The 25761-nt window shown below is 55.1% G+C and carries 24 protein-coding genes; 16 read left to right on the top strand and 8 right to left on the bottom strand.

From position 1 onward, the window contains the following. Positions 1-108: 108 nt before the first annotated feature. The 9 genes from F1E05_RS12090 to F1E05_RS12050 all read left to right on the top strand — a co-directional run bounded on the left by F1E05_RS12090 (position 109) and on the right by F1E05_RS12050 (position 9848). Entirely contained in the window at positions 109-288 is a 180-nt protein-coding gene (locus F1E05_RS12090) for a YezD family protein (RefSeq protein ID WP_150048794.1), read from the top strand. Between the two features lie 329 nt (positions 289-617). Continuing rightward, positions 618-1595 (top strand): cysteine synthase A, encoded by a 978-nt coding sequence (gene cysK, locus F1E05_RS12085; protein ID WP_150048792.1) that lies wholly within the window; start codon positions 618-620, stop codon positions 1593-1595. Then, positions 1592-2512, top strand: coding sequence for a serine O-acetyltransferase EpsC (gene epsC, locus F1E05_RS12080; RefSeq protein WP_150048790.1), 921 nt, complete (start codon positions 1592-1594; stop codon positions 2510-2512). The genes cysK and epsC overlap by 4 nt, the downstream gene beginning before the upstream one ends. A gap of 321 nt (positions 2513-2833) precedes the next feature. After that, positions 2834-3751, top strand: a complete 918-nt coding sequence (locus F1E05_RS12075; protein WP_150048788.1) for a family 2A encapsulin nanocompartment shell protein — start codon at positions 2834-2836, stop codon at positions 3749-3751. Next, positions 3738-5486 (top strand): family 2A encapsulin nanocompartment cargo protein cysteine desulfurase, encoded by a 1749-nt coding sequence (locus tag F1E05_RS12070; RefSeq protein WP_150048786.1) that lies wholly within the window; start codon positions 3738-3740, stop codon positions 5484-5486. The genes F1E05_RS12075 and F1E05_RS12070 overlap by 14 nt, the downstream gene beginning before the upstream one ends. Before the next feature lie 105 nt (positions 5487-5591). Continuing rightward, the gene (locus tag F1E05_RS12065; protein ID WP_190303123.1) at positions 5592-6989 is read left to right on the top strand and encodes an FAD/NAD(P)-binding protein; all 1398 of its coding nucleotides are present in this window, start codon (positions 5592-5594) and stop codon (positions 6987-6989) included. A 488-nt stretch (positions 6990-7477) separates the two neighbouring features. Then, positions 7478-8281: a ferritin-like domain-containing protein gene (locus F1E05_RS12060; protein WP_150048782.1), complete on the top strand. Its 804-nt coding sequence runs from the start codon at positions 7478-7480 to the stop codon at positions 8279-8281. Beyond that, on the top strand, positions 8274-9449 hold the full coding sequence (locus F1E05_RS12055; RefSeq protein WP_150048780.1) for an NnrS family protein: 1176 nt from the start codon (positions 8274-8276) through the stop codon (positions 9447-9449). The genes F1E05_RS12060 and F1E05_RS12055 overlap by 8 nt, the downstream gene beginning before the upstream one ends. 42 nt (positions 9450-9491) lie before the next feature. Beyond that, positions 9492-9848 carry a hypothetical protein gene (locus F1E05_RS12050; RefSeq protein ID WP_150048778.1) on the top strand — a complete coding sequence of 119 codons (357 nt, stop codon included), beginning with the start codon at positions 9492-9494 and terminating at the stop codon, positions 9846-9848. Between the two features lie 31 nt (positions 9849-9879). Here the strand turns inward: F1E05_RS12050 and F1E05_RS12045 are convergent, their stop codons facing one another. The 6 genes from F1E05_RS12045 to dksA form a co-directional block, all read right to left on the bottom strand. Further along, a complete protein-coding gene (locus F1E05_RS12045; RefSeq protein ID WP_150048776.1) occupies positions 9880-10905 on the bottom strand; it encodes a zinc-dependent alcohol dehydrogenase family protein in 1026 nt (341 codons plus the stop codon). A gap of 429 nt (positions 10906-11334) precedes the next feature. Beyond that, positions 11335-12663 carry a L,D-transpeptidase family protein gene (locus F1E05_RS12040; RefSeq protein WP_150048774.1) on the bottom strand — a complete coding sequence of 443 codons (1329 nt, stop codon included), beginning with the start codon at positions 12661-12663 and terminating at the stop codon, positions 11335-11337. A gap of 387 nt (positions 12664-13050) precedes the next feature. Continuing rightward, the gene (locus F1E05_RS12035) at positions 13051-13887 is read right to left on the bottom strand and encodes an HDOD domain-containing protein (protein ID WP_150048772.1); all 837 of its coding nucleotides are present in this window, start codon (positions 13885-13887) and stop codon (positions 13051-13053) included. A gap of 13 nt (positions 13888-13900) precedes the next feature. Further along, positions 13901-15799, bottom strand: coding sequence for a GspE/PulE family protein (locus tag F1E05_RS12030; protein WP_150048770.1), 1899 nt, complete (start codon positions 15797-15799; stop codon positions 13901-13903). A 146-nt stretch (positions 15800-15945) separates the two neighbouring features. Then, on the bottom strand, positions 15946-16854 hold the full coding sequence (gene gluQRS / locus F1E05_RS12025) for a tRNA glutamyl-Q(34) synthetase GluQRS (protein WP_332095599.1): 909 nt from the start codon (positions 16852-16854) through the stop codon (positions 15946-15948). A 26-nt stretch (positions 16855-16880) separates the two neighbouring features. Continuing rightward, positions 16881-17303 carry an RNA polymerase-binding protein DksA gene (dksA, locus tag F1E05_RS12020; protein ID WP_150048766.1) on the bottom strand — a complete coding sequence of 141 codons (423 nt, stop codon included), beginning with the start codon at positions 17301-17303 and terminating at the stop codon, positions 16881-16883. 110 nt (positions 17304-17413) lie between these two features. On the opposite strand from dksA, the gene F1E05_RS12015 reads away from it, so the two are divergent. From F1E05_RS12015 to F1E05_RS12005, 3 genes are read left to right on the top strand one after another with little or no spacing between them, the layout of a single operon-like run. Next, positions 17414-18577, top strand: coding sequence for a pyridoxal phosphate-dependent aminotransferase (locus F1E05_RS12015; protein ID WP_150048764.1), 1164 nt, complete (start codon positions 17414-17416; stop codon positions 18575-18577). Then, positions 18568-18891, top strand: coding sequence for a rhodanese-like domain-containing protein (locus F1E05_RS12010; RefSeq protein WP_150048762.1), 324 nt, complete (start codon positions 18568-18570; stop codon positions 18889-18891). The genes F1E05_RS12015 and F1E05_RS12010 overlap by 10 nt, the downstream gene beginning before the upstream one ends. Before the next feature lie 15 nt (positions 18892-18906). Continuing rightward, a complete protein-coding gene (locus tag F1E05_RS12005; protein WP_150048760.1) occupies positions 18907-19641 on the top strand; it encodes a DUF3581 domain-containing protein in 735 nt (244 codons plus the stop codon). A 22-nt stretch (positions 19642-19663) separates the two neighbouring features. Here F1E05_RS12005 and F1E05_RS12000 read toward each other — a convergent pair whose 3' ends face one another. Together F1E05_RS12000 and F1E05_RS20615 are read right to left on the bottom strand one after the other, a co-directional pair. Next, positions 19664-21193 (bottom strand): tetratricopeptide repeat-containing sulfotransferase family protein, encoded by a 1530-nt coding sequence (locus tag F1E05_RS12000; RefSeq protein WP_232056642.1) that lies wholly within the window; start codon positions 21191-21193, stop codon positions 19664-19666. A 216-nt stretch (positions 21194-21409) separates the two neighbouring features. Beyond that, positions 21410-22321 carry a VPLPA-CTERM sorting domain-containing protein gene (locus F1E05_RS20615; protein ID WP_232056641.1) on the bottom strand — a complete coding sequence of 304 codons (912 nt, stop codon included), beginning with the start codon at positions 22319-22321 and terminating at the stop codon, positions 21410-21412. A gap of 621 nt (positions 22322-22942) precedes the next feature. Between F1E05_RS20615 and F1E05_RS11990 the strand changes: the two genes are divergently transcribed. From F1E05_RS11990 to F1E05_RS11975, 4 genes are all read left to right on the top strand, one after another. Beyond that, positions 22943-23629 (top strand): VPLPA-CTERM sorting domain-containing protein, encoded by a 687-nt coding sequence (locus F1E05_RS11990; protein WP_190303122.1) that lies wholly within the window; start codon positions 22943-22945, stop codon positions 23627-23629. Positions 23630-23637: 8 nt separating this feature from the next. Continuing rightward, complete coding sequence (locus F1E05_RS11985) at positions 23638-24477, top strand: HEAT repeat domain-containing protein (RefSeq protein ID WP_150048756.1); 840 nt, start codon at positions 23638-23640, stop codon at positions 24475-24477. A gap of 32 nt (positions 24478-24509) precedes the next feature. Beyond that, on the top strand, positions 24510-24935 hold the full coding sequence (locus F1E05_RS11980) for a hypothetical protein (protein WP_150048754.1): 426 nt from the start codon (positions 24510-24512) through the stop codon (positions 24933-24935). 144 nt (positions 24936-25079) lie between these two features. Continuing rightward, positions 25080-25604, top strand: coding sequence for a TlpA family protein disulfide reductase (locus F1E05_RS11975; protein ID WP_269473482.1), 525 nt, complete (start codon positions 25080-25082; stop codon positions 25602-25604). The last annotated feature ends 157 nt before the right edge of the window (positions 25605-25761 follow it).

Genomic DNA, 25761 nt, shown 5'->3' with positions numbered 1-25761 from the left:
GAAAATTGATAAATGCACATCGATATTTAACGTTTTGCACATCCGGGCGTTTTGCATAACATTGCGCCGCAATAGCGGCTAGAGTCCATCACTAATGCAGGAGGCCTTATGAATAAACCCGTCGATTTCGATTTTTCGGATTCCGGCCAGCAACAATTGGCGCAAAGTATCGTGGCGATGTTGCGCGGTATGCGGTTTGGGTCGGTTGAAATCGTGGTGCACGACGGCCGCATCGTGCAGATAGAAAAACACGAAAAGTTTAGGGTCAAGAGCGTTACGGCGGAATGATCATAAGTTCTCGGTCTGTTGCGCTGTCGCCGGTGTGACGTAGTGTGCGTGCAAGGCAAGAGTAGCCGTTGTGCCAAGGGTTACGGCTGTGCTAGCGGTAAGGTCAATTCCACTTGAAGCCGAATCGGCAGCCGGTAAAAACATGCTGCGGGTCTTCCCAACGATCAGAGGCCGGTTTTCCCAAAGTGATTGTATTTATTTGATTTTCATGTTCAGGCATTGATTGTTAATATGGGGCGGTCGGTCAGCGAGCCTCGATGCGCCGCCGACGCAAGCAGATATTGACTTTAACCCATGTTACCGCGTCTAGTCGGCGCAAGGACAACCCCATGTCGTTTTGGTACCCGGACAATTCCCAGTCCATAGGCAATACCCCGCTAGTCAGACTCAACCGCATCACAGGCGGCGCGCCGGTCACGTTGCTCGCCAAAATCGAAGGGCGGAATCCCGGTTATTCGGTGAAATGCCGTATCGGCGCGGCGATGATCAACGACGCCCAACAGCGCGGCTTGTTGGGACCCGGCAAAGAAATCGTCGAACCGACCAGTGGCAATACCGGCATCGCGCTGGCCTTCGTCGCTGCCGCCCGCGGCATTCCGCTGACTTTGACCATGCCGGAGACGATGAGCATAGAGCGGCGCAAATTGTTGGTCGCTTACGGCGCCAAATTGGTTTTGACCGAAGGCGCCAAGGGGATGAAAGGCGCAATCGCCAAAGCCGAAGAAATCGCCGCTTCAGAACCGGACCGGTACGTGCTGTTGCAGCAATTTAAAAACCCGGCGAATCCTGCCATCCACGAGCAAACCACAGGACCGGAAATCTGGCGCGATACCGACGGCGCAATCGATATTTTCGTGGCTGGCGTCGGCACCGGCGGCACCATAACCGGCGTGTCGCGCTATATCAAACGAACCAAGGGTAAGCCGATTGTTTCGGTGGCGGTGGAGCCAGAAGCCAGCCCGATTTTGACCCAAGCGCGTAGCGGCCAGGAACTGCAACCGGCGCCGCATAAGATTCAGGGGATAGGCGCTGGTTTTGTGCCGGATATTCTGGATATGTCGCTGGTCGACGCGATCGAGCAGGTTAGCAACGACGAAGCCATCGAATACGCGAGGCGGCTAGCCCGCGACGAGGGTATATTGTCCGGGATCTCTTGCGGCGCAGCCGTCGCAGCGGCGGTGCGTGTCGCCAAACGCGATGAAAACATCGGTAAAACCATCGTAGTGATCCTGCCCGACTCCGGTGAACGCTATTTGAGTTCGGCCTTATTCGAAGGCTTGTTCGACGCGCAAGGCGTGGCGGTATGAGTCGAGTCGGAGCTGCGTTGAGCTTACCGATTGACGCACTGGTGGCGCAATTGCGTAGCGTGCGCGTCAATTCGTTGCAAAATCGTAGGCGTTTGGATCACCCGCCTAAACTACCGTCGCGCAAGGTGCTGGGTCCGTTGGTCGACAGTCTGGGTGCGGCTTTGTTTCCCAATCGCCTGGGACAGGTCGATTTGAACGAGGACGGCATCGATTATTTCGTAGGCCATACTTTGGATAGCGCCCTGCGTCAGTTATACGGGCAGGTGGCCTTGGAATTGCGTTTCACCGCCGAACAGCGTGGCGAGGCGATCGAGGTTTCGCCGGCGGCGGCGGCAATTGTTTGCGGGTTTGCCGAACAGTTGCCGAAAATCCGCTTGTTGATCGATAGCGATATCCAAGCCGCTTACCAGGGAGATCCGGCGGCTGGCAGTTCCGACGAAGTCCTGATTTGCTACCCGGGGATCACTGCCTCGCTGCACCATCGGGTAGCCCACGCGTTGTACCGTTTGGGAGCGCCGCTAGTGGCCAGAGTAATTGCCGAAGTGGCGCATGCCGACACGGGCATCGATATTCATCCGGGTGCGCAAATTGCCGACAGTTTTTTCATCGACCATGGCACAGGGGTGGTGATAGGGGAAACCGCGGTGATAGGCAGTCGGGTCCGCTTGTACCAGGCGGTTACTCTCGGCGCCAAACGCTTCGACAAGGACGGCAGTGGCATGTTGGTAAAAGGCCATGCCCGGCATCCGATTGTCGAAGACGACGTCGTTATATATGCCGGCGCGACCGTTTTGGGCCGCATCACCATCGGTCGGGGTTCGGTGATCGGCGGTAACGTCTGGCTAACCCACGACGTCCCTCCGGGCAGCCGGGTGAGCCAAGGGCAAGTTCGTACCGAGGTATGCGCTGTCGCTTGACGGATAGCCGGATGCCTGGGTTCGGTAAATTTTTATGTTATAGCGCGAATTGCAATTATTCGCTCTGCTTATATAAATATGAGATAAGAGATTGATTTATATTGCATTACTGCTTGACAGGCCTGGATTGCTGGCAGTATTGTAAAACCATCATCCGCTGACCGGACGACCGGAAGCCCATGAACTGTTATCGTTTTAACGACGATAACAGTTCATGGGCTTTTTTTTGGCCAAAACAAAGCCGAATCACGGTTGGATCTGGCGGATGAAGCGCTTGTAGCGCGATTTTTTTCGTTCATCATCGATAATCAGGGAGTTGTTATGTCAGATATTCATCAAGCTCACACCGCATTAGGCGACGTTGCGGCGCGAACGCTGTCGAACGCCACCAAAACCGTGCCTATGATGGGTACCATCACGCCACGCTGGCTGGTGCATCTATTGCCGTGGGTACCGGTCGAAGCGGGTATATACCGAGTCAACAAAGTCAAGAGCGAAACCAGCATTGCCGTGGATTGTTCTAGTCTGGACGAAAAAGTGCTGCCGCAAACCTTCGTCGATTACGAGGAATGGGGACGCGAATACCGTTTAAATGCGGTAAACACGGTATTGGATGTGCACACCCGGGTGGCCGATCTGTACAGCAGCCCGCATAACCAGATTCACGAGCAGTTGCGTCTGACCATAGAAACCATCAAAGAACGGCAGGAAAGCGAATTGATCAACAATGCCGAATACGGTCTGTTGAATAACATCGCGCCCGAGCAAAAAGTGCAAACCCGTAAAGGCTCGCCGACGCCGGACGACCTGGACGAGTTGATTGCCAGGGTCTGGAAGGAACCGGCATTTTTTCTGGCACATCCCAGAGCGATAGCGGCGTTCGGCCGGGAAGCCACCCGCCGTGGGACGCCGCCGCCGACTGTGGCTTTGTTCGGCTCGCAATTCTTAACCTGGCGCGGATTGCCGTTGATTCCCACCGACAAATTGAAAATCATCGACGGCAAAACCAGCATCTTGTTGTTGCGCACCGGCGAAAGCCGGCAAGGCGTGGTCGGGCTGTACCAGCCGAATCTGACCGACGAATTGAGCATGGGGTTATCGGTGCGGTTTATGGGCGTCAATCACAAGGCGATTGCTTCCTACTTGGTATCGCTGTATTGCTCGCTCGCCGTCCTGACCGACGATGCGATAGGGGTGCTGGAAAACGTCGAAGTGGAAAATTACTATGATTACAGCTAATTCCGCGTTGGAAGCGTTGGCGAATCAGGCAGTGAATGCCGCTCAGCCGCCGCAATGCCTGCCGGACCCGGAACGACTGGCGCAGCTGGCTAACCGGTATTTCCAGGTCTGGCCGAACCCTGCTCAGTCTCACGTCGGACCGGTCTCGGCCGCAGTGCCGGCGTTAACGGCGTTGCAATCCGTTCCGCCCGGTTTCGGCCGTCGGCCGGGAATCGATTCCGAAGTATTGCCTGATTCGGTGCAAATCCACGCGGCGGTGACGCCGCCGTTACCGAACGTATTCCCGATTTCCGCCGTGACCGCGCCGGCCGGCGGCGATGCGTGCAAACCAACCGATGTCGACGCCTTGGAATTGGCCGCTTTTGCTGCCAAAGGTTTGGCGTGTGCAAGCGTGTTTGAGGCTGCACTCAAATCCGACTCGACTCGGTCAAGACAGGCTGGCGGGTATTACTTTCTGGCCGAAACCGGCATCGGCCAAATCAACTCGCCGGGGCCGGCCGGCGTATACCCATCGTTCGATGTTCAGGCGGTACGCCGGGATTTTCCTATCCTCGCCGAACGCGTTAACGGTTATCCCCTGGTCTGGCTGGATAATGCCGCGACCACGCAAAAACCGCAGGCCGTGATCGATCGGCTGGCGACGTTTTACCGCCGGGAAAATTCCAATATTCATCGCGCCGCGCACGAGCTGGCGGCCCGCGCCACCGATGCCTACGAACAGGCCCGCACCGGGGTCGCGCGCTTTTTGCATGCCGCCTCGGCGGACGAAGTAGTGTTTGTGCGCGGCTCTACCGAAGCGATCAATTTGGTGGCGCAAACTTGGGGCCGAGAGCAGGTGCAGGCCGGCGACGAGATCGTCGTCAGTTGGCTGGAACATCATGCCAACATCGTGCCGTGGCAGCTGCTTTGTGCCCAAACCGGCGCGCAACTGCGAGTTATTCCGGTCGACGACGACGGTCAGATTCTCTTGTCCGATTATCAAAAGCTTTTGAACAGCCGGACGAAATTGGTCTCGTTTACTCATGTGTCGAATGCCTTGGGAACGATCACGCCGGCGGCGGAAATGATAGCGCTGGCGCATCGGGTTGGGGCCAGAGTACTGCTGGATGCGGCGCAGTCGGTGTCGCATTTGCCGGTGGACGTGCAAAGTCTGGATTGCGATTGGCTGGTATTTTCCGGCCATAAGATCTTCGGTCCGACCGGTATCGGCGTGTTGTACGGTAAAGCCGAGCTGCTGGAAGGCATGCCGCCCTGGCAAGGCGGCGGAAACATGATTGCCGACGTCACTTTCGAGCAGACGCGCTATCAGTCTGCGCCGGCCCGCTTCGAGGCCGGTACCGGCAATATCGCCGACGCCGTAGGCTTGGCCGCGGCGCTGGACTATGTCAGTCAATTGGGATTGGCCAATATCGCCCGTTACGAGCACCAGCTGCTGGATTATGCCTTGCACGCTTTGCGAACCGTGCCCGGCTTGCGTTTGATCGGTACAGCCGCGGAAAAAACCAGCGTACTGTCCTTCGTTCTGCCCGGTCACGATCCGCTCGAGGTCGGCAAAGCCCTAAACCGGGTCGGTATCGCCGTGCGGGCCGGACACCATTGCGCCCAGCCGATTCTGCGCCGTTTCGGTCTGGAAGCGACGGTGCGGCCGTCGTTGGCTTTTTACAATACCTACGACGAAATTGACCGACTGGTTGCGCAGGTCAAGGCGCTGCAATGCGGTTCCAGGCGGGTTTGATCAGGGTCGATGTCCTTGCGCACGCTGGCGAGCAGGATTCGTGACCGTAGCCCGCAGCCGCAATGCTCGTTATTTCGAATCAGCCGACTACAAAGGAAAACACATATGGTTCAACGGCCGGTCCCTGTCATTGGCATTGTGGGCGGCGGATTCAGCGGGACGATGTTGGCCGTTCAGTTGATCCGGCAAGCGCGCGAACCGATGCGGATAAAACTGATAGAGCGCAAACCTCGGCAGATGTTTCGCGGCGTGGCTTACAGTACCGACAACCCCTGTCATTATTTGAACGTGCCGGCCGGTAAAATCAGCGCGTTTGCCGAGCAGCCTGAGCATTTCTTGGAATGGGCGCGAAGCCGCACACGAACCGGCCGCAAGCCCGGTACCTATTCGGCTTTAGAGGCCGATAGTTTTGTTGCCAGACGCTTGTACGGCGACTATCTCACGGACATCGTGCAGGTGAGTGCGGCGCAAAATTCCGGTAAGGCAGGCTTGGAGACTATCGCCGGTAACGTGGTCGCCGTCGACCTTGGCAACGGGACGATAACCTTGCATTTAGCCGAAGGCGATAAGTTGCAGGTAGACCGCTTGGTGCTAGCGGTGGGCAATTTTCCGCCGGCGGTGCCGGTCGAGGCAAACGCTGTCGATCCGGCGGCGATTGTCGCTAATCCCTGGAACGATGCCGACCAATTGTCCTGGCGGGGCATCGATTCGTGTTTGATCGTCGGGGCTGGTTTGACCATGGTCGATTGGGTGCTGAGCTTGCAGCAAACGGGATTTGCCGGACGAATTCATGTGCTTTCCAGACGCGGATTGCGGCCGACCAGTCATGCCGATTGCCAATCTCTCCCATATTGGTTAGAGCCGGCGCCCGCATCGCTGGGTGTATGGCTACGCCGCTTCAGGCAGTTGTTAAACGCCGATGGACCGTATCGAAACAACTGGCGCGGCCTGATCGACGCATTAAGGCCGCATAGCGCCATGCTCTGGCAAAGCCTGTCGGACGTCGAGCAAAAGCGCTTTATACGGCATTTACGCCCTTATTGGGATAATCACAGACACAGGCTTGCACCGCAGTCTTTTGCCGCTTTGCAAGACATGGAGCGTAACGGTGGACTGCAGTTTCACAAAGGGCGTATCGAATCGATAGTCGAGCATGCGGGGAGGTTATGCGTGCGGATTCGTAGTCGCGCGCAACCGGACGGTTACAGTCTATCTGTCGATCGCATCATGAATTGTACGGGCAGCGAGTGCGACTATCGGAACTTGCAAGAACCATTGATTACTCAGTTGGTCGAGAAGGGCCTGGGTGTTGTCGATAACCTGGGATTCGGCCTGGCGGTTGCGGCGGACGGCGCGTTGATAGACCGGCAAGGACGGCAGTCTGAACTTGTTTATACCCTAGGTCCTCCGAAAAAAGGTAGTTTGTGGGAAACCACTGCAGTGCCGGAAATTCGTTTACAGGCACAACAATTGGCTACTGTGCTGTTGGCGTCGTTCAAATGAGTAGCCGTAGCCGCTAGGAGCCGGTGGTCGCTTGTACCAGCGGGCCCGGAGGTAAGGTGGTCTGCTGGCGACGCAGTCATAGGTTGTCGGCCGCTCACCTAACCTGCGGGCGGAACGCCGTAGCTGTTGCGACCTGAGGCCGATGACGCCGACCGGTTGCGCCCCATTGTTTCCATCGCCGCTATGCCGGTATCCCGGCATTCCTGAGTCTCTACGAGTCCGGGCCGAGCGAGCCGCCTTCGATCTAAGCCGCACCATGGCTTTGGCCCGCCGGCAACATCAGGCCGTTACAGATGCCGAAGACCCGCCATTTGCAGATATGGTTTGCAACTTGATGGTTGTCTATTCCACGAGGAATGCCGGATAACACACCGGTATCGTCACGCCGTTTACGGCAACCGCCCGCCGAATTCTCGCTATAAAATTACGGTTACAATAATCGATTAATCGAATGGTCGCAGGCTAAGGCCTATATCTTGGGAGCTGGATTGAACAACTTTTTCACCTTGGCCGAGCAGTGTTTGTTCGATGCCGACATCGAGCGAAAAATCGCCCTGACTATAGAGGCACAACGACTGGCGCAGCAGGGCGGTCTGGCGTTTGCAGACCCGCCGTGCCCGCGGCCCATCGCCGAAACGTGTTTCCCACAACGTCCGTTGCTACTGATGCCGCGCGACATGCCGCGCCGGCGGCTGGATACCAGCGAGGGCAGGGCGGCGTTCTTTCACGCCCTGGCGCACATCGAATTCATGGCGATTTATCTGGCTTGGGACATTGCTTACCGGTTTCGCGGTTTGCCGGTTGAGTTTTGTTTGGATTGGCTGAAAATCGCCGCTGAAGAAGCCGAGCATTTCGCCTTGCTGCGCAAGCATTTACAAAGTTTGGGCTACGATTACGGCGATTTGCCGGCACATAAAGGCCTATGGTCGCACGCCGAACAAACCGCCGAGGATATTCTGGCCCGCTTGGCCGTGGTGCCGCGCTGTCTGGAGGCACGCGGCCTCGACGTGACACCGGCGATGATCGATAAATTGCGGGATTTGGGCGACCATGACGGCGTGGCGATTTTGAGCCGGATTTATCACGACGAAATCGGCCACGTGGAGCGCGGTTCCTATTGGTTGACCGCGTTGGCACGCCGGCAGGGGCTGGCGCCGGAACAGGTGTTCAAGGAAAAATTGTTGGCTTATTTTCCCGGCAAACCCAAGGGGCCGTTTAACCGAGATGTGCGTATAATCGCCGGATTCTCGCAACATGAAATCGATTGGCTGGAGGAAGGCACGCATGAGTGACAAACCGGTGTTCAACTACCCTTGGTTCGCAATGGGCTTTCGGGCGTTTTTTGCCTTGGCGGGTTTGTCGGCTTTGGCGTTGATTGCGTTGTGGAATGCCATGGCCAGCGGCTCTGCACACTTCGGCAATTATTATCCGCATAGCTTGTGGCACGCCCACGAAATGATGTTGGGCTATACCAGTGCGGTGATCGCCGGGTTTCTATTGACTGCGGTCAGCAATTGGACCGGCCGGCAAACGGTGTCGCCTGACCAGTTAGCCGGGTTGTTTTTGCTGTGGATTTACGGTCGGGTGACCCCGTTTTATGCCGAGATGCTGCCGGATGTGTTGATCGCCGCGCTGGATTTCGCGTTTTTGCCGAGCTTGGGGTATTTCGTGATTAAACCTTTGCTGGCCACCGCTAACCATAGAAATTTGGTGTTCGTGGCGATGTTGGGTTTGATGGCATTGGGAAATGCGCTGATGCACGCGCAATTATTAGGACTGGCCGAGTCCGGTGTGGATTTGGGCTTGAATGTGCTGGTGACGGTCGTGGTGATGATGATTTTGCTGATCGCCGGCCGGGTGTTTCCGTTTTTTACCGAGCGCGGTCTGTCGGGCGTGATCTGCATACGCAACCCGGTATGGGATGCAGCGGCGTTGGCATCCGGGCTAGCAGCGTTCGGCTTGGTGATGTTAGGCGTGACCGGCTGGGTTTTGGCCTTGGCGGCCCTCACTGCCGCCGTGGTCAACGTATTGCGGGTGGCAGACTGGTACGACCGGCGGATTTGGTATGTACCGCTGCTGTGGGTTCTATACATTGGATATGCCTGGGTGATTGTCGGTTTCGGCTTGATGGCTTTATCGGCATTTTCCTGGGTGCCGTCGGTGTTGGCCTTGCATGCTTTTACCGTGGGCGGCATCGGTATCCTGACCTTAGGCATGATGGCGCGGGTGGCCTTAGGCCATACCGGTAGGGCTTTGAAAGCGTCTAACGTGATTGCGCTGGCTTTCGTGGTGATTAATCTGGCGGCGCTGTTCAGGGTGTTGTTACCGGCTCTGTTTCCGGCATGGTATCCGGGATTTTTGGTTGCCTCGGCTTACTGCTGGCTGGCGGCGTTCTCGCTGTTTGCGGTGCATTACGGGCCTATCTTGTCGGCGCCGCGGGTGGACGGCCGGCCGGGATAGGGTCGACCGGTTCTCGCGATTAGTCGCCCATCCGGATTAGCCATGAAAAAGCACAAGAAAAACAAAAATCTCTGGTTAAAACAAGCCGACATTGTAGTAGGTGCTCTTTATTTCACCGTCGCTCGCCAATACCGTGCGGTATTGGCGATGCAAGGGGATTTTCTGATTTATGTACCTAGCTCGGAAGGGCTGGAGCCCTTGGCACCCGACGCTAAATTGCCGTTTAAGAATTCGCCGTTTAAAAAATGCCAAATTGCGACTTTCGCCCAAAAAGAATACCAACCATTCAATTGGTGCGGAACTCAATCGATCCAGCACAAACTCACTGAGGCACAGCTTGCCGAAACTATTGCCCAGTGCAACGCGCAGGCTGCAATAGCGACTTTGTTGACGGAATAACGACGCGTCGATGACCTCGTCGACCAATACTTCAAGCGATTTGCAGTACTTTGGCGCCGCGTAGGTCGCCTTTTTTCAGCGCCTGTAGCGCCGGATTGGCGTCTTGCAAGGGGTAGGTCTGCAACGTCGGCCGTAGCGGGATGTCGGCAGCTAACTGCAAAAATTCCTGCACGTCGCGGCGGGTGATGTTGGCGACGCTCTTGATTTCCTTCTCCTGCCATAAATGTTTGGCGTAATCCAGCTGCAACCAAGCGCCGGCGTTGCCTTCCTTGCGGATCGCGTTGATCACCAAGCGGCCGCCGGCGGCCAAATTAGCCAGTGCTTCCACCACCGGCGTCCAGACCGGGGTGGTATCGATGATGCTGTCTAATCTGTGCGGCGCCGGTTCGCGCGTATCGCCGGCCCAGACCGCCCCTAGCTCGAGCGCGAAGCGGCGCTCTTCGGCGCTACGGGCGAATACGTAGATTTCGCTGTCCGGATACAAATGTCTGGCCATTGACAGTACCTGATGCCCGGATGCGCCGAAGCCGGTCAAGCCTAAACGTTGGCCGTTCGCGATGCCGCTTAAGCGCAAAGAGCGGTAGCCTATGGCGCCGGCGCATAGCAGCGGGGCGGCGTGTAAATCGGAGATACCGGCCGGGATGGGATGACAGAATTCGGCGGGGACCGTCATATACTCGGCATAACCGCCGTTGGCGTCTCGGCCGGTGGCGACGAACTCGGCGCACAGGTTCTCGTTACCGGCCAAGCAATACCGGCAGCGGCCGCAGGCGGAAAATATCCAGGCTACGCCGACTCGGTCGCCTTCCCGGACTGCGCGCGCGTTTGCGCCCAGTTCCGCCACCCGGCCGACCACTTGGTGGCCGGGAATGACCGGCAAGTGCGGCGGCGGGGTGCGGCCTTCGATTTCGTCCAATTCGGTATGGCAAATTCCGCAAACCGAAATTTTCAGCAAAACCTCGCCGGGTCCGGGGGATGGTTGCGGCCAATCCATCGCTGCTAATGGTTCCGGGGTATCTGCTAATCGGCATAGCCGGGTTAATAGCATGGCGCGCATGTCGGCCTCCGGGTTGGATTGTGGTGGTAAGCGTATCCGAAATTTGCAAACTTCGGCGGCAGGGCTGCGAAATTTCCCGATAAACCCTTTTAACCGACAAAGCGCAGCTGGCGTGTGTTTTAGGCTGTTCGTACTGAGCATAGTCGAAGTACCGACGGTCTAGCAGGCACTCACCCTTCGATAAACTCTGGGCGAGCGCGATTTTTCTAGACCCGACTGCTCGTAGGTTTTAAATCTAAAACTCGCGGAACAATAGCTCGGACGATTGACATTGAAAATATGGCGACTTTCAGGACTCAGAGTCAATCATAGCTTCCTGAACATGACTATCAAATTTCTTGCAGGCGTAATGGTTTTGTCGCGACCAGGGGTGTTGTTTCCAACTGATTATCTTTCACTCGCCGGGGCGATGCAGCAGGTTTCGGACCTTCAGTTGTTCAACGTCGGTTTGGGAGCCACAGTGCTGGCTTGAATGTCGAAGTTTTCTTTAATGCGCTTGCTGGCGCGCTTGGCCGCTTGTTTGGATTTGAAAGGACCGGCCACCACTTGGTAGCTGCCGTCTATAAACACTTTGCGGGCCGGAATCGGCGGGCCTTGATGGTTTAACATCGCGGCGAACTTTTGTGCTTCGGTTTCGGTTTCGAAACCGGAGGCTTTCAGAGCCCAGTCGTTGTCGCCGATGTCGTTGATTTCCGGTTGGGCGAAAAAACGTTCCGGGTGATTAAGGTGAGTGGCGTCGGTCAGCAATGCCGCGGCGTCCGGACTGCCGACCGTAACCGGGGTCGGTACCCCGTCGCTGCGCTGCAATACTTGTTCGACTTTATCCCAATCCACTAGCGTTTGATAAACCAGGGCTTGCCCGCGGAGTTTTTCCTTGACGTCCTGTTGCAGATTTGCGGTCGATTTGGCCCACTTCTCCAGCGGCGGATGGGCTTCCAAATACAACGCGCCGTCTTTCCAGGCGATTAAATACGGTTGATGGACGATGCGCACCGGCGTGCCGATCTTGACTTGCTCAAATAAGGCCGCGATGTCTTCCGGATACAGTTGTACGCAGCCGTGGCTGACTTGCATGCCTATGCCGTAAGGTTTGTTGGTGCCATGGATCAAATAGCCGTTAATCCCCAAGGGCAGGGCGTAGGCGCCCAAGGGATTGTCCGGACCGGCTTTGACCACTTTGGGCAAGGGATCCCCCAACGCCTCGTGTTCGCGCTGTATGGATTCCGGTACGCTCCAAACCGGGTCTTTACGCTTGGAGATGATTTCGGTCAAGCCTACCGGGGTATTCCAGCCGTCCCGGCCGATGCCCACCGGATAGGTTTCCACCCGGTTGTGGTGTTTTAACGGGTAGTAAAACAGCCGCATATTGGCCAGGTTCAGCACGATGCCTTTGCGCGGCGCTTCCGGCACAATGAAGCTCATGGGCAGCAACACCGTGTCGCCGTCTTGCAGATTCCAGGCGTCGAGTTGCGGATTGGCCAGGCTGATTTCGGTATAGCCCAGGCCGTAGTGCCGGGCGATGTCGGAGAGGGTGTCGTGGTGGCGGCTTTGCAGGCTGGCTAAGCCGCCGATCAGGTTCTGATCGGCCGGTAGCGGAAACCGATGGATAGCGACCGCGTCGGTTGCCGGCGCGGTTGGCGCGGGTGCCTGTTCGATCGAAACGGGTTGTAGGCTTTGGCAGCCGCTTAACAGCAGAACAGCGGATAGTAGCGGGAATAGGTAGCGGCGCTTGGGGTTGGTGCGTAACTCGGGCAGCATCGGTATAGAGAGCAGTTGTTAACCATGTTGCAATCGTAAGCTGTGGGAATTAAAAATCGATGAGGCGCAGATTAGGACCGGATGAGGGCCGTTTTGTGAATGCGGCGGCGGAAGCGACGCCATGGTCGCGATCGGCGGGGCCGCTCTCACTATCCGGTTACCTTTCATGTGCCGGGGCGATGCAGCGGTTTCATGATCGTTAGATAAATGGCCTTGGCTCGACCGTAGCGCCATCGATTCAGGCGTCGTTGCATATAACAAAGTTTCGCAGTGTCTTAACCGGCCAACCTTTATTTCGGGGTAAGTCAGTCTCGGCCGTTAAGCGGAAAATGCGATATTCAACGGTTCGGCTGCCGCCTTTTCAAGTCGTAACATGGGCGCTCCCCATTAGCTTGACAAGGCTACAGAATCTTCCAAGGCTATTTCCAACTCGGCCAATTTGATATCGCTCAGACCTAGCCGCGAGGCCTCTTCGCTGGCGGAAACCATCAGTTCAGTTTGCGGGCGGATTGAAATACCCAATTTGTACGCCACAGTGTCGGCGGTTCTGACAATTAATTCGATGGTTCCGGTAGTTTCAGTGATGGGTTGATGATGGCTGCCTGCTACCTGAGCGTAAGCGTCGGGCAGGTTCCAGGCGTTGAGCAACCAGGCTCCTTTGGTTTCGTGTTGGCTACGGATGATTTCCAGAATCAGATCGTTCGGTAAATGCAGGTTTGGATTCTGAGCGCGGATTTCGTCCAGACATTTCAACAATAAAAGTTCGCCAATGTCATGGAATAAACCGGCGAAAAAGGCTTCTTCCTCGATCGCAGCAAATCCCAAATGTCTAGCCAGCCAGGCGCTACCTAAGGCTACTGCGGCGCTGTGCTGCCATAATTTGGTCATTGCGGCGGAGAAGCCTGGATCTTTGGAGGAGAACTGGCCTTTTTGTATCATCAGCGTGGCGATTTGCACGACTCGGGATAGTCCTAGCCTGACAATGGCTTCCTTGACGGTGCTGATTTTATTTAAGCCGCCGTAAAACGACGAATTGGCGACGCGCAATACTTGGCCGGCCAAACTGGTATCCATTGCAATTTGTTTGGCGATTTCGTCCAAGGTCTTGTTTTCGTTTTTTAACGCCGCGCGCAGTTCGGCGATGGCGCGCGGAAACACCGGCAATGCGGAAGCGCCGGAAGCAATGGAAGCGTCGATCAGTTCGGTTAGCGATTTTTCGTTCATTGGGTTTTGGTGATTAGCGGGTGCCGAGTAAACGGCGTAATTCGTGTAATGGGCGCGGTTTACCAAAGCGGGGCAGATTTTGCAGCACTTCTTGCAATGTGGTTACCCCGGCGGCGGCTTTGACGAGTCCGTCTTCGATCAAGGTGACTAGTCCGGCGGTTTCCAGACTAATCCGGCGGATTTCGTAGGACGTTTGCCGGCGCAGAATCGCGTCTTTGACCATTTCGTTCAGCGTCAACAGTTCGAATACGCAAACCCGGCCGGAATAGCCGGTGTAGCGGCAGTGTTCGCAACCCTTCCCTTGCATGAATTTAGCCCCGCTCATGTCGCTTAAGCTGAGGCCTAGGCGGTGCAACAAGGTCTGATCGGGGGCGACGGTTTCGCCGCAGTGGCGACAAACCCGACGCACCAAACGTTGGCAGACGATAGAGACAATGGTGGAGGAGATCAAGAACGCTTCGATTTCCATGTTGAGCAGCCGAAGCAAGCCGCCTATGCTGTCCTCTGTGTGAAAAGTGGTCAACACCTTGTGACCGGTTAGTGCCGCTTGAATCGCGGTGTCGGCCGAAAATCGATCGCGGATCTCGCCCAACACGATGATGTCGGGGTCTTGTCTGACGATATGTCGCAAGGTTTCTTCGTAAGTTAAATTGATTTTCGGATTGATCGAACATTGCGCCACGCCGTCGACTACATATTCCACCGGATCTTCCGCGGTTACTATGCTGACTTCCGAGGTATTCAGGTAGTCCAAGGCGCTGTACAGTGTGGTGGTTTTGCCTGAGCCGGTCGGGCCGGTAATGATGATGACGCCGGTGGGTACGTCCAGAGAATCTTGGATAAACCGTTCCAGCATCAAGGGGGCCATGCCGATTTCGCGAATGTCCAGTAATTCGGTTTTACGGTTAAGTAAGCGCAATACCGCTTTTTCGCCGTTGATCGTGCTAAAAAACGACGCCCGCATGTCCACCGTTTGATTGGTGGCCGTTTGTTCGTAGAGTATCCGACCGTCCTGATGTCGCCGTTTTTCGGCAATATCGGCGCCTGCCAAAATTTTCAGCCGACTCATCAGGGGTTGAGCCAATTCGGACGGAAAGTCGCGATGGTGCATCATTAACCCGTCGACCCGGAATCGGATGCGTAACTTGAGTTCCAGCGGTTCGATGTGAATGTCGCTGGCGCCTTGCCTTAGTGCATCGTCGAAGATTTGGTTGACGATGGTGATGGCCGATTGCTCCGACAACGCGTGCTTTTCCTGATTGAGGTTGCGTTCGTATTGCAGCAAAAACCGGCGAATTTGCGATTGTTTGGCTACAGCAGGGATCACGTCGGTGGCAAACAGAATTTCGGCCGTTCGGATAGCCTCCCTGTCCATCGGATCGGCGAAGGCCACCATGACGCCCTCCTTGGATTTTTCGATCGGCACAAAGCAGTGTTTGATGGCCGATTTGAGCATCGGTTTGGACAGCAGTGCCGGGTCTACTCTGGATACACTGAGATCGATCGAGGGTATGCCTTGCAGGACAGCCAATATTTCCAGCATTTTGGTTTCGGAAATCAGGTTTCTTTCGACCAGAATTTCGCCCAGGCGTTTTCGATTCGCTTCCTGTTGTTGCGCTGCCAGTGCCAGTTGTAGGTCTGCGCGGTCAATAAAGCCGAATTCGATCAAAAAAGTGCCTAATTTGACCTTGATCCGGTGATTTTGAAAAACATGGATTAACTGGCTATGGCTGGTGTAACCCAGTTCGCATAGCACCGCCAAAATCACTTTGGGGGATTCGAGTTTGCTTTGTACCCGTCGTGCATATTTCAGTTTGTCGGCATCGATGATGCCCTTTGCCAGTAGTAAGTCGAGAAACGTATCGATGAATGGTGTTTTATCGGTCGGGAGGCCGGACTTTTCCGTTGTCATAGTAGAGCTACGCTAGGCAGCGAGTGAATAGTGTGTTGGGTGATCAATTGCGGATCCGACGAGGTGCTAATTCTAGTTTGAAAAGCCGCCGGCGCAAGCAGGTTTCGAGAATGTAGGCCTTGCGATACCGGCAGTTGGTCTTTTCCTTAGCGCGTGGTTTGTGGTTGGATGCCGCCGAGGTTAGGCGATTCCTGCGTTTCAGGCTGCACAGCGCGTAGGCCGGACAACCGGTTTGGTTGCCAATGAACGATTGCCCATTCCAATTGATCGGCGAGCGTGGCTTCGTTTAAGCCGGACGGTGGATCTTGCCGCAATAATTGCAGCAGCAAAAATAGCGTTTGCCGGGGATTGCGCTCGTCTACCGGCGTCGCCAAGGTTTGTTTGCTGAGCTTTTGCCCTTGGGCGTCGACGATGACCGGTAAGTGGCGGTAATGCGGTTGCGGATAGCCGAGTAGAGTTTGCAGATAACGTTGTTTGATGGTGGATTCCAACAAATCGGCACCGCGCACCACGTGGCTTATCCCTTGCAGGTAGTCGTCGACGACCACCGCGCATTGGTAGGCGACGATGTCGTCCTTGCGGCGAACCACAAAGTCGCCGTGCTCCAAGCCGACGTTTTGCTCGAAATGACCTTGTATGGCGTCTTCGAAGGCGATGAGTCGGTCTCGTGTTTTCAGGCGCCAGGTTGTGCCGGGTTCCAGCGGTAGCCCCAAGTCTCGGCAATAACCGGGATAGACGGCGTGTTCGGCCAGATCCTTGCGGCTGCAGCGGCAAGCGTAGAGTAAGCCGTGCCGGGCCAAGCCGGTTAATTCCCGCTGGTAAGCGTCCACGTGCCGGCTCTGGTAGTAGACCTCGCCGTCCCACTGCAAGCCGAAACGCTGCAAACAACGCAGTATGTCGTCGGCGGCGCCGGAGATGTTACGGGGCGTATCGAGGTCGTCGATGCGCAGCAACCACTGGCCGCCGTGATGGCGAGCGTCCAGAAAGCCGGCGAGAGCGGTGTACAGCGAGCCTAGATGGAGTGGGCCGGTAGGAGAAGGGGCGAACCGGCCGATGTAGGGATTAGTGGGGTGCGGCAGGTTTAACCCATTTGCTTTTCGCGAATTTCATCCAAGGTTTTGCAATCGATGCACAAAGTGGCGGTCGGACGGGCTTCCAGGCGGCGGATGCCGATTTCGACTCCGCAGGTTTCGCAGTAGCCGTAGTCGCCGGATTCGATGTTTTTCAGCGATTCTTCGATTTTCTTGATCAGTTTGCGCTCGCGGTCGCGGGTGCGCAATTCCAAGCTGAATTCGGATTCTTGGGTGGCCCTGTCGTTAGGGTCCGGAAAGTTGGCGGCATCGTCTTGCATGTGGTGCACCGTGCGGTCGACTTCTTCCATCAATTCGGCTTTCCATTTGTTCAGGATGTTGGCGAAGTGCTGCAATTGCGCTTCGTTCATGTATTCTTCGCCTTCCTTTTCTTCGTATGGCTTGATGCTGAAATCCGACGGGGAACTATTCATCCATTGACTCCTGAAATGTCTTTAAAAAAATCGGGGCTTTTTATCAGAATGCAGGGGCGCAAGCAAGAAGTTTGTTATCATTCCGCGGCTGATTTACTTGGACCAAGGCCATGAATTTACCGCTTGCCGATAGAATGCAAGGAATCTCTTCATTTTACGTAATGGAGTTGTTGCAGCGCGCCAAGCAATTGGAGGCCGAAGGACGAGATGTCGTGCATATGGAAATCGGCGAACCGGATTTTCCGACCCCGCCGGCGGTGCTGGAAGCAGGTTGCCGAATGTTGGCCGACGGTCAAGTCAAATATACTCCGGCGGCCGGACTGCCGGCATTGCGGGCGGCAATCGCCGAGTTTTACCGCTCACGCTACGGCGTCGAGTTGGATCCGGCGCGGGTCTTCGTTACGCCGGGGGCGTCCGGTGCGTTGTTGTTGGCCTTGGGAATTAGTTTGAATCCCGGCCAGGAACTGATCATGGCCGACCCGTGCTACCCTTGCAACGCCAATTTCTTACGTTTATTGGGCGCGACCGCTTGTCATGTTCCGGTCGACGCCGCTAGCGGATACCATTTATATGAAGCGGCGATACGCGAACATTGGCGGCCGCAAACGCTAGGGGTGTTGGTGGCTTCGCCGTCCAACCCGACGGGTACCGTCATGAGCGGGCAAGCGTTGCAATCCGTGCTGGATACCACGCTGGCATTGGGCGGGGCGTTTTATTCGGACGAGATTTATCATGGCTTGGTATACGGCGAGAACGCGGTCACTGCCTTGCAGTTCAGCGATGAAGCGTTCGTGATCAACAGTTTTTCCAAATATTTCGGCATGACCGGCTGGCGGGTGGGCTGGCTGGTGGTGCCGGAAAGATTTATCCAAGCGGCCGACCGCTTGGCGCAGAACATCTTTATCTCCGCGCCTAGCCATTCGCAATATGCGGCTTTAGCCTCGTTTGGGCCGGACAATTTGGCGCAATTGGAACGTAGGCGTAGCGAATTTGAGGCGCGGCGCGACTTTTTACATGCAAAACTGACGCAACTGGGTTTCGGCATGGCGGTTAAACCGCAAGGTGCTTTCTACATTTACGCCGACTGCAGCCGTTTTACCGACGACAGTTTCCGCTTCGCCCGCGAGTTATTGGAACAGGAAGGTGTGGCGGTAACGCCCGGGAAGGATTTCGGTCGCTATGCCGCTGAGCGCTATATCCGGTTTGCATACACGGCATCTATCGATAGAATGTCCGTTGCGATTAACCGACTGGAACGATTCCTATGCCGATAACCCAATACAGTGCCCAACAAGTCCAACAACGCTTACAACAAGGCGACGAGCTGATCTTGCTCGACGTGCGCGAACCGAACGAATTCGCCTTTGCCCGTATCGACGGTAGCATGTTGATACCGCTGAGATCCCTGCCGGAGCGCTTGCAGGAATTGGATCCCGCCAAGGACATCGTGGTGATCTGTCATCACGGCATGCGCAGCCAGCAGGCTTGCCAGTTTTTGCAACAAAACGGTTTCGATCGTTTATACAATCTGAAAGGCGGTATCGACGCCTGGTCGATGGCTTGCGATTCTACAATCCCCCGGTATTAAAACAATAACAACAATATGTTTTTAAAAGCCTATTACGACAAGCAAGACACTAGCATCCGCATCTCGGCGCAACAGGCCAGTAATTTTGCCAAGGAAGTCGCGCACGACTTCAACCCCTTGCACGATGTCGACGCCAAGCGCTTCTGCGTGCCGGGCGATTTGCTGTTTTCACTGGTGTTGGAAAAATACGGCCTCAGTGAAAACATGCATTTCGTTTTTTCCGGCATGGTCGGCGACGGAGTATTGCTGGATTTTCCCGATACCAACGCCGAACAATTCGACGTTACCGACAAGCAAGGCAAGACCTATTTACAAATTCACCGTTCCGGCAAAATCAACCGGGATCAGGCGATGTTGGAAGCCTTGATCCGCGATTACGTGGCTTTTTCCGGACAAAATTTTCCCTATGTGTTGGTGCCGTTGCTGGCCAAGGAAAAGGTCATGTTCAACATCGACCGGCCCTTGGTGATCTACGAAAGCATGACCCTGAACATGCGCCGGATCGACATGCAAAACCCGAGTCTGGAAACCCTGGAGCCGGAAATGGAAGTCAACGGCAAACGGGCAACCGCTTATTTGCACTTTCAAATCGTTGCCCAAGGCGAAGTGGTCGGTACCGGCTTCAAAAAGCTGGCGGTCAGCGGTTTGCGCGAATACGAGGCGGAACCGCTGCAGGCTTTCGTCGACAATTATCTGGCGCGGAAAAACGGTTTTCTTGCCAATATGGATTCGGAACTGGCGGCGGGTTAATCGGCCCGCCGTCTGCGGAAAATTAATCCGGGTAGGCCAGGGCGCTTAAAAACGGCTGCAGCTCCGGCAGGATGGACTCGTATTCGCGGCTAAATTGCCGCCAGCGGCCTAGCGAAGAGGAATATAAAGGTTGGGCGACTTGACTGAAACTGGGGCTGGCCACGGCCTTGCCGGCAACCGGTTTGTAAAACTCGCTGACTTTGGCGTTCCATTCCAGACCGATGAACTCAAACATGCCGCGGAAGGTGGCTTCAAAATCCGTTACCACGTCTTCGTAGCGCAATTCCCGGAAGTTCATGGTGAGCTGCGGCTTCAGATACAACCAATTGCCGGTGACTTGCGCATAAAAACGGGCTATATCCTGCCAGTTCAATAAGTGCACCGTTGACGGCGTAGGGATCATGGTCTGCATGAAACAGCTCAAACAGACGTCGCGCGGATCGCGCAACAAATAAATCAATTTGGCCTCCGGAAACAGGCAATTGATCAGGCCGACGTCGATGCTGTTCATCGTGGTCTTGTCTACCAGTAGTTTACGGTCCGCCTCGGTGCCGAACATCGCCCGTGCGCGTTGCCAGTAGCTCTTGCGCAGGCGCTTGGCGGCATCGAGATCCAGCCGTTTCAAGCGTTCGACTACGCCCGGACTATCCGGATACAGGCGGTTTAATTCTTTTACTACCGACTGCAGCAAGTCGGTTTCGTCGGCGACCACCACGTCCGGGTGGGCATCCAATACTTCTTGAGTCAGCGTGGTGCCACTGCGCATAAAGCCCACAACAAATACCGGTGCGGGCAACGAGTCGGCAAAATCGGCTTCCGACCAGCGGCTTAACAGTTTGCTATCTAAACCGGCACGGTATTCCGCCAGCAAACGGGGCACGAAATGCCGGTCTACCCGCTTGACTTCCGGCAAAACGGGGGCGATTTCGCCGGCAGCGTAAAGATGCGGGAAAACGTGTTGATAAAGGCCACGCTTGTCCAACACGCGTGCGGCTTCCTTATGCGCGCGAAATTTTTCCTCCGGTTTCAGCAACGGATTCTGCAACACTTTTTGTAAGCGTGCGTTGGCGCTGTCGTATTGCTTGTCTTCGATTTCCACGGTGGCCAACAAGATGGCCAACATCGGATTGTCCGGCACCAGGCGCAGTGCTTGTTTAGCGGCCGCTACCGCCGGTTTGCGCTGATTTAACCGCGAATGCGACAAGGCCAGCAGCTGAAAACCGCGTACTTGCTGCGGGTTGATTTGCACGGCTTGCTTGCACAGTTCGGCGGCACCGGCGTAATCGTTCCAATGTTGCAGTTGGTCGGCCAAGTCCAACAGCAAACCCACCTCGCGCGATTTGCGCGCTTTTTTGCCCAGCAGCTGCCCGGATTGGCGTAAATAACCCAAGCCTTGTTCTTTTTCGCCTTGCCAGCATAAGGCTTGGCCGAGGCAAGCCAGGGTTTGCGGATCTTTAGGATTTTGTTTGGCGGCTTGGCTAAACCAATTCACCGCTTCGGGCAGATTCTTGTTTTGGATGGCGGTTTGGCCAAGGCGCAAATAGTCGCTCATGCTTTAGGATAAGTTTACGGTCAAACATATTAATGGACGGGCAGACCGAATGCAGATTGCCCGGTTTTCGTCTAGGCGCGGCATTTAAGCCCTTTGTCAACCGACGATCATGACAGGCTGCTATGGCATTCGCGTTCCGGCACACATCGAGCCGATGCGACTCGCACTTGCAGAAAATCGCTGCAAGGCGAACCGCGTTCAGATTGTGAGGGTTGCTTAAGCCTGGCGGCGTCTTAAGCCGATCAAGCCGGCCAGCGCAGAGCCGAACAACCATATTGCGCCCGGTACCGGCACTTGCGAAACGGTCAGGGCGTAGCCGTCGTTAGTGTCGCCCCACTCACCGTTGCGGTAGCCGCCGATGAAGATGGTGTAGGTATGGCCGGCCAGGGCGTTGAATGTGATGGTATTCAGGTTGCTGGGGTTAGCACCGCCGACGCTGTAAGCCACGATGTCGGCAACATCCAACCCTGTTCCCGCAAAGATCGCATTAGGGTAGGGTGACGAACTGGCGGTAATGCCGCCGGCGTTGTTGCCGCTATTCCAGCCGCCGTGATGGTTGTAGTTGGTCACCGTATCCACCCCGTCGAAAATGGTGAAACCGAAAGCGGTTCCTGCTTGCTGAATGCCGACCGCGCTCAGTGTGACCAAGCCGGTGGTATCGGATTTGAACAAGCCCATGTCCAGATCGTGCCGCCAGCCGGACGCGCCGCTCTCGGCCGCATCGCTCCAGGCGCCTTTGGCCACGTCGATGTCGGCGTACACGCCGTAACGGGCGTAAGAATCGGCAGCGGAAATCTCGCCGCTACCGCCGTTGCCGCCGCTGATTTCGACCGCCCAGTTCAAATGCGCGCCGGTATAACCGAAGGCGACGTTGTTGGCGCCGGAAGTACCGGCCCATTTTGACGCACCGGTACCGTCGCCGACCGCTGCGCCGGTACCGGCGTTGGTCCAGCCGTCGGTGCCGCCGCCGTAGTTAAACGGGTCGCTGTTGTTGCCGCTGTTGTCTGCGCCGTAGCTGCTGGACAAATTGTACATGGTAGTCACGTTAGCCGAAGCGCCGGAGGTGCTGAGCGCTAAGCCGGCAACGGCGTAAGCTATGGCTTTCGCCAGTTTGGTTGGTTCGATCATCGAAAATTCTCGCTAAATGTTTGGATTAACCCGACCAGCCGATACGCCCCCGCCGCATCGGATCTGATCATTGACCTATTGCCGCGTCAAACGCCGTACGGAGGCCACACCGCTAGCTATTGCAAGCGCAGCCCGGCGTACGCCCTAATTGAATTGATGCGGATTCAGGTTCGGAGAAGCTGGAAAGATATTCCGCTGCGCCGACGTCCGTTAAAAGCAAAATCGGCGCCACAAGTCGGAAGCCGCGCTTAATGGTTGATCGCTTGGTGTGTGAAATCGGCTTAACTGCAAACTATGTTATTTCGCCTATTTCAATAAGTGATTTCACCGGTTGACTGCTTTATGGACGCAGGGATCGAACGATGAATCTTGCGTCAAAAACGGCTGGTTAAGGCTGATCTAAGAAATGTTCGACGTAAAAGTTACGTATAAGTAGGCGTTAATAAACAACTTTCTTCAAACGGTCGGCGGCTCATTTAATCCGTTAATCTGATTTTCAGATAACAGGCATGGTTAATGCAATTTCCAGTGCGGACCAGGGACGGGCAAATAGACCCGAATTTTAACGCGCGGCGGCGCTGGAATTGTCCGCCGTGTTCTTTCAACGTTATGGAGATTTCAATGAAAAAATTACTATTAGCGGCCGCCGTGCTGGGCGCGTCGGCATCCGGAGCGCAAGCGGCGACTTTGACTTATGAAGGTACCCACCAAGCTCCGAATGCTGTCGAATATTACTGGTTTCATGCTGACGGCGGCGACGTAACCATTGTTATGGATACGTTGTCCGACGGTTTCGACGCTACCCTGACCATTTGGCAAAAGGTTGATGGTTCATACGTTGCCGGGCAACCGGATGATTCGGATTGGGCTTTCGTCAATTACAGCGTTGGCGCGGACACCCATGCGTATTTTGATGAGAGCACGCAAACCTTTAAAAATTTGGACATAGGTTATAACGTTTTCGGTGTAGCCCTGAAAGACGGCTGGCTAGGCTCGGCGTCCCTGTTTCCGACGGGAAACTCCGATCCTGGCGCGGTTTTTAGCGGTTTGTCCGGAGACTATTTGATTACCGTAAACGGTACGCTGAACGATCCGATCGCATTTTTGCCGGGAGAGCTAATGTCTGCCGGTTGGTTGGGTTACGAAGATTATGCGCCTTACAACACGTATCCGCATGATTATAAATTCACCATCGACGGCAATGTGTCCGAAGTTTCTCAAGTACCGCTTCCAGCGGCTGTCTGGTTGTTCGGTACCGCTTTAGCCGGCTTGGGTACCTTGTCTCGTAAGAGAACCTTGGCGGCTTAATCAGCCTGATGTTCCCCCGTTATAGAAGCGGTTGTACCGTGCGTGGATTTTCCCTAGTCGTCCTATCGCTGTGGTCTATGGCGGTCGGCGCTGTCGACGTTCCGAACGGCAGCGTCGAGTTTCGCCAACAAGACGGTCAATACTTTTTTCGGGCAAGCAACGCCGATCTCAAGTCGGCTTTGGAAAGCATCGAGTCGCAAACAGACTTGCGGATTCATTATTCCGTTTTGCCGGTTGCCATCATCTCAGCGACCTGCGTGGCTGATTCCATTCAACAACTATTGCATTGCTTGCTGGACGGCAAGGTCGACATGGCGGTTCGCGAAACTCAGGGACGGAATTCAACGAGCGCACTGGAGGTATGGCTATTGGGCAGCGCCATAACCGGGGTCGATACGAGCTGCACTTCTGGTGAACCTCATCATCCGGCGTCGGGCCCGAGTGCGTCGGCGTACTCCAAAGAAGGCGACGAACCTAGCGACGAGCAAAAATTAGAATTTAGAAAACAGATGGCTGTATCCGGCACGCCGGACCAACGCACTCAAGCGTTTTCCTATCTGGCTTCCAATGCCGATTCGGAGGATCGGGACGTCAGACAAATATTCGAGGCGGCGATTGCGGAGGATAACGTCGAAGTCAAAAGCCAAGCTTTGGCCGCCTTAATACGTTGGGAAGGCGAGCAACAAGCGTCTGCCCAATTGCAACAGGCGCTGCACGATCCGGAGGTGTCGGTTCGTTTGATGGCGCTGCAACATATCGACGAAAGTACTGCGTTGATACGGCAAATGCTGCGAGACGAAGACGAAACAGTCAGACAGTTTGCGGCAATGAAATTACAAAATCGTTAATCGATGTTTTAAATTAAATTTGGGTAAACAATATGAGAGAAAAAATTGTCAACAGGTTAATTCAATCAGCTGCCATTCTATGTTCCTTGGTTTTCGTGAATACGGCTCAGGCACATATTTACTCGGGTATTATCGTTAATAAAACCACACAGGTATTGAAATTAACTTGTCCGACCGGTACAACCTACGTTAAGGCTCAAGTAGCTGATTTAGCGATCAACACCGGCATGATGGGCTTGACTGTTTTCAAAGACGGTAATGCCCAACACATAACCGATACCGTTCAAACCGATGCTGTTTATAGTGCATTTGCCACTTTATCCGCCGGCTCCGGTAATTATTACTTAATAGCCACTCAAACCGCAGCGGCAACGGGTTCGTATAGGATTCAATACCATTGCTACAATGCCAGCAATACTGAAACCACTACGACTAACGCCACGCTGACTCAGCCGTAAATATTTTAAGGCGCGGCTATTTTTCGATTACTGGGAGAGTACATAAGTACTATGTATTCTCTCGTTATTATTAAAATTAATTAGCAACTTTAAAATGGGATATTTTCGAATGGCCGTAACGAACCTGAAGGCGCAAATTGTCACGTGAAATATTTATTTTTTTTAACTTATTTCCTATCTGTAGGGTTCGCCTATGCAGGTAAGCAATCGGCTCCGGATTGTACGTTGGGCATGGATGACGTATCCGTGAGCAAGAAACTAAATAGTTACCGCGGTCAAGTGCTATACGTCGATTTCTGGGCTTCATGGTGCCCGCCGTGCGGCAAGTCGTTTCCGTTCATGAGCCGCTTGCAGCAGCAATACCGGAGCCAAGGGTTGCAGGTCATCGCGGTCAATTTGGACGAGCAGCGCGAGGACGCCGAGCGGTTTCTGGCGGAAAACCCGCATGCATTTCAAATCGCCTACGACACTGCCGCGCGTGATTGCGCGCAAGCGTTTGACGTGAAAGCCATGCCGTCTTCGTATCTGATCGACCGGGCCGGCACAATCCACCGGGTGGAACTAGGGTTTAAAGCCGAAGAAACCCAAGCTTTGCAACTAGAGCTAGAGAAGCTGCTGAGCGAGCCAATCGCGGAAACCGGAGGAGTTGCGACGGAAAAAAACCGGTAAGGATTTGCGCAGCAATCGCTTCGTTATATCGATTCATATGAATGTTCTCCCCCATCCTTCGACAGGTTTAGGGCAAACGGGGAAATCAAACCACCAAGCGCCCAGTCGCTGGTACTTTGACATGACTGAGGCCCCCCCAAGGGGAGCGAACGGCCTG

It is taken from the genome of Methylomonas rhizoryzae (genome assembly GCF_008632455.1).
GTDB lineage: Bacteria > Pseudomonadota > Gammaproteobacteria > Methylococcales > Methylomonadaceae > Methylomonas > Methylomonas rhizoryzae.
Note: the sequence above shows the minus strand (reverse complement) of the source record. Positions and strands in the feature narration are given on the sequence as shown.

Excerpts from the sequence above, each read along its gene's own strand:
- F1E05_RS12070 (WP_150048786.1), top strand. The coding sequence starts at position 3,738 with ATGATTACAGCTAATTCCGCGTTGGAAGCGTTGGCGAATCAGGCAGTG.
- F1E05_RS12005 (WP_150048760.1), top strand. The coding sequence starts at position 18,907 with ATGTTTTTAAAAGCCTATTACGACAAGCAAGACACTAGCATCCGCATC.
- epsC (WP_150048790.1), top strand. The coding sequence starts at position 1,592 with ATGAGTCGAGTCGGAGCTGCGTTGAGCTTACCGATTGACGCACTGGTG.
- F1E05_RS12015 (WP_150048764.1), top strand. The coding sequence starts at position 17,414 with ATGAATTTACCGCTTGCCGATAGAATGCAAGGAATCTCTTCATTTTAC.
- F1E05_RS12055 (WP_150048780.1), top strand. The coding sequence starts at position 8,274 with ATGAGTGACAAACCGGTGTTCAACTACCCTTGGTTCGCAATGGGCTTT.
- F1E05_RS12030 (WP_150048770.1), bottom strand. The coding sequence starts at position 15,799 with ATGACAACGGAAAAGTCCGGCCTCCCGACCGATAAAACACCATTCATC.
- F1E05_RS12035 (WP_150048772.1), bottom strand. The coding sequence starts at position 13,887 with ATGAACGAAAAATCGCTAACCGAACTGATCGACGCTTCCATTGCTTCC.
- F1E05_RS11990 (WP_190303122.1), top strand. The coding sequence starts at position 22,943 with ATGAAAAAATTACTATTAGCGGCCGCCGTGCTGGGCGCGTCGGCATCC.
- F1E05_RS12045 (WP_150048776.1), bottom strand. The coding sequence starts at position 10,905 with ATGCGCGCCATGCTATTAACCCGGCTATGCCGATTAGCAGATACCCCG.
- dksA (WP_150048766.1), bottom strand. The coding sequence starts at position 17,303 with ATGAATAGTTCCCCGTCGGATTTCAGCATCAAGCCATACGAAGAAAAG.
- F1E05_RS12050 (WP_150048778.1), top strand. The coding sequence starts at position 9,492 with ATGAAAAAGCACAAGAAAAACAAAAATCTCTGGTTAAAACAAGCCGAC.
- F1E05_RS11985 (WP_150048756.1), top strand. The coding sequence starts at position 23,638 with ATGTTCCCCCGTTATAGAAGCGGTTGTACCGTGCGTGGATTTTCCCTA.
- F1E05_RS12065 (WP_190303123.1), top strand. The coding sequence starts at position 5,592 with ATGGTTCAACGGCCGGTCCCTGTCATTGGCATTGTGGGCGGCGGATTC.
- F1E05_RS20615 (WP_232056641.1), bottom strand. The coding sequence starts at position 22,321 with ATGATCGAACCAACCAAACTGGCGAAAGCCATAGCTTACGCCGTTGCC.
- F1E05_RS12075 (WP_150048788.1), top strand. The coding sequence starts at position 2,834 with ATGTCAGATATTCATCAAGCTCACACCGCATTAGGCGACGTTGCGGCG.
- F1E05_RS12040 (WP_150048774.1), bottom strand. The coding sequence starts at position 12,663 with ATGCTGCCCGAGTTACGCACCAACCCCAAGCGCCGCTACCTATTCCCG.
- F1E05_RS12000 (WP_232056642.1), bottom strand. The coding sequence starts at position 21,193 with ATGAGCGACTATTTGCGCCTTGGCCAAACCGCCATCCAAAACAAGAAT.
- cysK (WP_150048792.1), top strand. The coding sequence starts at position 618 with ATGTCGTTTTGGTACCCGGACAATTCCCAGTCCATAGGCAATACCCCG.
- F1E05_RS12010 (WP_150048762.1), top strand. The coding sequence starts at position 18,568 with ATGCCGATAACCCAATACAGTGCCCAACAAGTCCAACAACGCTTACAA.
- F1E05_RS11980 (WP_150048754.1), top strand. The coding sequence starts at position 24,510 with ATGAGAGAAAAAATTGTCAACAGGTTAATTCAATCAGCTGCCATTCTA.
- F1E05_RS12090 (WP_150048794.1), top strand. The coding sequence starts at position 109 with ATGAATAAACCCGTCGATTTCGATTTTTCGGATTCCGGCCAGCAACAA.